Source organism: Streptococcus suis (assembly GCF_002964045.1).
GTDB lineage: Bacteria > Bacillota > Bacilli > Lactobacillales > Streptococcaceae > Streptococcus > Streptococcus suis_U.
In genome coordinates, this window is sequence record NZ_POPB01000342.1 from 1 (window position 1) to 6,401 (window position 6,401).

Consider the following 6,401-nt stretch of genomic DNA (forward strand, 5'->3'; position numbering starts at 1 on the left):
ATGAAACACGCCAAAGTAAACAATTTAAGTACCGTTACTTATGAGCAAGTATTGTCTATTTTTAATAGTTATCTATTATTTAACGGGAGGAAATAATTCTATGAGTCGCTTTTGTAAATTTGGAAAGTTACACGTTACTAAAGGGAATGTAGATAAATTATTATGAAGATTTATATAAATCGAAATAAAGATGTTAATGCAGACGGAACAAAGAAAAAGCCGCATTATCATATAGTTTTTAATTACAAGGGCAATAAATCATTTGAACAAATGGACGAAATGGCAAGAGCTTTAAGGGCACCGATTCCTGAAAGAATAAGTGGTTTAACTGGTGCTGTTAGATATTTAACGCATATGGATAATCCTGAAAAGTATCAATACGATAATACAGAAATACAAGTGTTTGGTGGATTTGACCTTGAAAGTTGTTTAGCGTTATCTACTGGTGATAAAAGACAAGCGTTAAAAGAAATATGGCTCGCAGATTGCAACATTGTCATGAAGCTGATGAGCTAGAACGTTTATCTGAATTTGATGAAGTGTACCAGCTGGCAAGAGAGCATTATGACGGTGCATTTAGAGAGCTAGTTGATAAATAGACGGAAGAGAGTAGATTTAGTTTGGCTCTTTGTCAACTGTAGTGGGTAGATGAAAAGCTAACACCTAGAGATGTTAATGTTAATGAAGCTTATATTAAATTAAGGAAGGAAAGAACAATACATGTGAGTAAAGAACTTATGTCACTTTATACAGATTACTTGATATATGAGTATAGTGAGGAATTGGAGCATGATTATGTTTTTATTTCCTTAAAAGAAGGCTATTTTGGGAAACCACTAAAGTACCAAAGTGTTCTTGATCTAGTTAGAAGAATAGTTAAAAGGACTGGAATAGAATTTACATCACATATGCTTCGCCACACTCACGCAACGCAGCTAATTAGGGAAGGATGGGATGTTGCGTTCGTTCAAAAGAGATTAGGTCACGCACATGTTCAGACAACGTTAAATACCTATGTTCATCTTTCAGATCAGGATATGAAAAATGAGTTTAATAAATACCTCGAGAGAAAGGAGCATAAGAAATGAATGCTTCTAGTAAAAGGAAAATTATTAGTCAGAGTGAGATTAGCAAAAAAATAGCTGTAATGAATGAAGAAATGCAGGGGTTTTGGGCTAATAATAGTTGGGATATAAGAAAATGTCCACATCCTTCTGCCATAGAATTAAGTAAGAATCCTGCTTTAAGGAATCGTTGGGTTCGTTTTGAACGTGTTAAAAATCTGTGGTTAAGAACAGAATTGAAATATTTTTATTTTTACCATTTAAACAATGGAATATGGAATGCAAAAACTGTCTGGATTAGAAAAGGAACAGTAATTAATAAAATGTTAGATTTCTTAGATTTAAAGTATCCTAGCATTACTTCAATTACTGAAGTTCCTATTGAAAAAGCAATGACGGAGTATAGAACTTATTTGACAAAACGGGGTGTTAGAATTACCACTACTAATTATAAGATTACTGCTAATCAAGAAAAAACACCTGTAAAAGCTAATTCCTACTATGTTACTAATCTAAAACAATTTATGGAGTTTTATGAGAACTTTTATTTTGATGGAGAGGAGTGGGATAAAGACGTTTGGGATAGACGTAACTTACCTTTGCCAGATGAGATAACAGATCAGTTACTTTACTTTTACCAGAAAGGGTGTAAGCTAAAACTTAGGCTAGCCATTGCGCTAGCGACTTGGTACAATAAGGTGGCAATTGAATTATATTAATAATCGATAGGAGGTAGAAGCAAATGAAATTTACAACTATAGTAACATTTAAAGAACTCCATGTATAGGTGGCTGTGACAAGCTTTACATGGAGTAGAATAATTATTGTCCAAAGCCACCTTTGCAATTGCTAGTACTAACGCAAAGGAGGATATGAAAATGCAATACAAAATAATTAATGGTGCCGTTTACTATGATGGTAATATGGTGTTGGAAAACATCGATATTGAAATCAATGATAATGAAAAGATTGCTATTGTTGGTAGAAATGGATGTGGAAAAACAACCTTGCTAAAAGCTATTATAGGCGAAATTGAATTAGAAGAAGGAACTGGTGAAAGTGAGTTTCAAGTAATAAAGACCGGTAACCCTTATATTAGCTATTTAAGACAGATGCCTTTTGAAGATGAAAGTATATCAATGGTGGATGAAGTCCGTACGGTATTTAAGACGCTTATTGATATGGAAAACAAGATGAAACAGCTGATAGATAAAATGGAGAATCAATATGATGATAAAATCATCAATGAATACTCTGATATCAGTGAAAGGTATATGGCTCTTGGAGGTCTAACCTACCAAAAAGAATATGAAACGATGATTCGTAGTATGGGTTTTACTGAAGCAGATTATAAAAAACCCATTTCTGAATTTTCAGGTGGTCAGCGAACTAAGATAGCTTTTATAAAAATACTTTTAACAAAGCCAGACATTCTATTACTTGATGAACCTACTAACCACCTTGATATAGAAACAATACAATGGTTGGAGAGTTATTTGAGAAGTTATAAATCTACATTGGTTATTATTTCCCATGATAGAATGTTTCTTAATCGAATTGTGGATAAGGTTTATGAAATCGAATGGGGAGAGACCAAATGTTATAAAGGTAATTATTCAGCCTTTGAGGAGCAAAAACGAGAAAATCATATCAAACAGCAAAAAGATTACGACTTGCAACAGATAGAAATTGAAAGGATTACACGCTTGATTGAACGTTTTCGTTATAAACCTACGAAAGCTAAAATGGTGCAATCTAAAATTAAATTATTACAGCGTATGCAAATATTAAATGCACCAGACCAATACGATACAAAAACTTATATGTCTAAATTTCAACCGAGAATCAGTAGTTCAAGGCAAGTATTAAGTGCTTCAGAACTTGTGATAGGCTATGATACTCCTCTTGCAAAGGTTAATTTCAACCTTGAAAGGGGACAGAAGCTTGGAATTGTTGGGAGTAATGGTATTGGTAAATCCACGTTGCTTAAAACACTTATGGATGGTGTGGCAGCATTGTCTGGAGATTTTAAATTCGGATACAATGTTGAAATTAGCTATTTTGACCAACAGCTTGCTCAAATCAGTGGAGATGATACACTATTCGAAATTTTTCAAAGCGAATACCCTGAGCTAAATGACACAGAGGTCAGAACTGCTCTTGGCTCATTTCAGTTTAGTGGAGATGATGTTTTTAGACCGGTGTCCTCTTTGTCAGGTGGAGAAAAGGTTAGATTGACATTATGTAAATTATTATATAAACGTCCTAATGTTTTAATCTTAGATGAACCGACAAACCACATGGATATTATTGGAAAAGAGAATTTAGAGAATATCTTATGCAGTTATCAAGGTACAATTATTTTTGTGTCACATGATAGATATTTTACTAATAAGATTGCTGACAGATTACTTGTTTTTGATAAGGATGGTGTAGAGTTTGTACAATCTACTTATGGTGAGTACGAGAAAAAAAGGATGAATTCTGAAAAGCCATTTAATAACATTAAAGTTGAGCAGAAAGTAGAGAAAAATAACACAGTAAAAGGCGATCGTAACTCCATTGAGAAGGAGAAGGTTAAGAAGGAGAAACGAATTGAAAAGCTTGAAGTGTTAATAAATCAATATGATGAAGAATTAGAAAGATTGAATAAAATCATTTCTGAACCAAACAATTCTTCTGATTATATAGTACTGACGGAAATACAAAAATCAATTGATGATGTTAAAAGGTGTCAGGGTAATTATTTTAATGAATGGGAACAGTTGATGAGAGAATTGGAAGTTATGTAATTTTTGAGTTATGCAATAAGGATGTAAAAGTGTTAATGATACATTCTGGTTGTTGAAAATGTAAAAAAATTAATGAATTTTTATTAGATATAATCGCTATGTGAAGACCTTTTGAGTTTGCCGCATAGCGGTTTTTATTATCTATACTTTGGAATTGTCAAGAAAAGTGTAGTCGTATAAACTCACTAAATTTCCTTTGATTGTTATGCTGCCAGAAGTTGTTCTTCCAGTAGCCCTCTGTATATAACAGGAGGATTGAGCAGGTGGTTTCTGTCGTTGCAGAACCAGATTCTAAATATGGGACTGAAGTATTTGATGAATATGTCATAAGTAAAGAATTTGAAAATGTTCAAGAGGTTATGACGTCTCAAATACAGCAGAAAGGAAGGTTAAGATAAGAGAAACTGAAGTTCAACAATAGTATTTAGATATAGGGTGATAAATCAGATTATATTGTGATTTGTAGAATTGCTTGCCTTGGTGCTAAATAGGTATGGTAATAATGTACTAATCGATTGTTTTGTAGTAAAAAAGCAACAGATAATTAGGATATTTTTCTTGTATTGTTCGTTAAAAAGAGCCAAACGAAGTATATTTTCTCATAGAAGTTGAACATAGTAGACTGATTATTGCCACTGTAAAAAATGAGGAATGTATCCTGTGTTACAGTTATTCCATTAATGAGAGATGAGGATAAAGATAGATTTGTACAGGGAATTGAGAAATTTAACGTTTAAACAAAATCTAGTTCATCCTTTACACTATCCGTTGGGATAGTATACGTCACAAATGTGCGTACTTACATTTTGAATTTTCTTAAGTATAATACTCATTATGATGACACCTAGATAACAATTCAAACCCGATGCAAGTGTAACTGCATCAAAAATCAATTTTGAATCCTAATTAGTTAAAGAGAGGTAGCAGAAATGACAATTTTGTATTTTACCGCAACAGGAAACAGTCTTTATGTTGCGAAAAGACTTGGTGGAAAACTAATATCCATCCCACAAATGATAAAAGAGAATAAATATGAGTTCTCAGACGAGAGGATAGGTATTGTATTCCCGGTTTTTCACGTTAATATCCCGCCATATATTAGAGATTTTTTAGAACGCTCTATTTTTAATTGCAAATATCTATTTGTTATTGCAACATATGGAGAATATGCAGGTTCAACTGCAGATGAAGTGAAAAAGATTTTAGACAAACGTTCAATACCAGCCAATTATATAAATAATATACAAATCGTTAAGTATATGAAAAATTCTATAGAAACTTCTCTCAATTAGGCTAATTTTATTGCAATAACAGGTGCCTACTTTTAAAACAACCGATTTATTAATAAATATTGAAAATTTTTAGGAAGAATAAAGCGTTCTCTTGTGAAATTAGAGAACGCTTTATTACTGGCTCTTTGTCAACTGTAGTGGGTAGATGAAAAGCTAACACCTAGAGAGGACGAAATTCGTTCTCTCATTTTTGATGTTTAAAGCAATATATATCTTGGTTTTAAAGTTCGTAAAGTTCCTAAAGCCAAACGCTTGCCTCTTAATGTCTTTGATGAGTTTATTGGTCGCTTCCAGTTTAGCGTTGGAATATGGAAGCTCCATGGCGTTCGTGATGTAAGTTTTATATTTTAGAAATGTCTTAAAAACAGTCCTAAAGGTTGAATTGACAAGATTCAGATTGTCCTCTAGAAGTTCGAAGAAATGTTTCGAGTTCTTCTCTTGGAAATGGAAGAGAAGGACCTGGTAGAGTTCGTAATAGAATTTCAGTTCCACAGAGAAATTCAATGTCTTCTGGACAACCTCTTTCGGTGTTACTGTTTGCCCGAAAGTGCGGGAATAGAAGCGATTCAGAGACAGTTTACGACTATCTTTTTGGAGAATACGCCAGTGATTTTTCATGGATCGATAAGGTAGGGAACGCGTATCGAAAGTCTTCATAATATCAATTCTAGTCGTCATCATAGCACGGCTCAGGTGTTGGATAATGTGAAATCTATCAAGAACAATTTTCGCATTTGGAAATAACTGTTTGATGATAGGAATATAGCTACCCGACATGTCCACTGTTACGACCTCGACAGTTTCTCTGACCGCCCTAGGATACTTGTAGAAATAGTTCTTGATGGTGACTTGGCGGTTGTTGTCAAGAATGGTCACAATCGATCTCGTCTCAAAATCCTGAGCAATAAAGGCGAGTTTTCCCTTGTTCCGACTAAATTCATCCCAGCTCAAGACTTTTGGTAATTTCATAAAATCATTCTCAAATTGAAATTGAGCCAGTTTCCTCTGGACAACTGACACGGAGATATGTAGTCTCCTAGCGATGGCTATATTGGTCATGTTTTCTGTATGGAGTTGTGTGATTTTCTCCCAAATAGGTTGGGAAATCTGACAGTTTTTCTTGACTAGAGGTGTCTCAGATACAGTCACTTTTTGGCAAGATTTGCATTGAAACCGTCGTTTCTTAAGCAAGAGGAGGGTCGGAAAGCCCTGACAATCCAAAATCGGAATCTTTGACGACTTTTGAAAGTCGT

At 33.8% G+C, this 6,401-nt stretch carries 5 protein-coding genes and 3 pseudogenes; 7 read left to right on the top strand and 1 reads right to left on the bottom strand.

Going from position 1 to position 6,401, the window contains the following annotated elements:
• The 7 genes and pseudogenes from C1E99_RS07680 to C1E99_RS07705 all read left to right on the top strand — a co-directional run.
• Positions 1-96 (top strand): annotated as a pseudogene (locus C1E99_RS07680) (23S rRNA (adenine(2058)-N(6))-methyltransferase Erm(B)); the annotation flags it as partial.
• Positions 97-162: 66 nt separating this feature from the next.
• Complete coding sequence (locus tag C1E99_RS07685; RefSeq protein WP_105207162.1) at positions 163-516, top strand: Rep family protein; 354 nt, start codon at positions 163-165, stop codon at positions 514-516.
• A 140-nt stretch (positions 517-656) separates the two neighbouring features.
• A pseudogene (locus C1E99_RS07690) lies at positions 657-1,088 on the top strand (tyrosine-type recombinase/integrase); the annotation flags it as partial.
• Positions 1,085-1,702 (top strand): annotated as a pseudogene (locus C1E99_RS07695) (transposase); the annotation flags it as partial. The pseudogenes C1E99_RS07690 and C1E99_RS07695, both read left to right, overlap by 4 nt.
• Before the next feature lie 186 nt (positions 1,703-1,888).
• On the top strand, positions 1,889-3,856 hold the full coding sequence (gene optrA, locus C1E99_RS07700) for an ABC-F type ribosomal protection protein OptrA (RefSeq protein WP_002415370.1): 1,968 nt from the start codon (positions 1,889-1,891) through the stop codon (positions 3,854-3,856).
• Positions 3,857-4,119: 263 nt separating this feature from the next.
• The gene (locus C1E99_RS15410; RefSeq protein WP_002415371.1) at positions 4,120-4,254 is read left to right on the top strand and encodes a hypothetical protein; all 135 of its coding nucleotides are present in this window, start codon (positions 4,120-4,122) and stop codon (positions 4,252-4,254) included.
• 531 nt (positions 4,255-4,785) lie between these two features.
• Positions 4,786-5,148, top strand: coding sequence for an EFR1 family ferrodoxin (locus tag C1E99_RS07705; protein ID WP_024378353.1), 363 nt, complete (start codon positions 4,786-4,788; stop codon positions 5,146-5,148).
• A 153-nt stretch (positions 5,149-5,301) separates the two neighbouring features.
• Here C1E99_RS07705 and C1E99_RS07710 read toward each other — a convergent pair.
• A partial coding sequence (locus C1E99_RS07710) for an ISL3 family transposase (RefSeq protein WP_105207163.1) occupies positions 5,302-6,401 on the bottom strand: 1,100 nt, incomplete at its 5' end.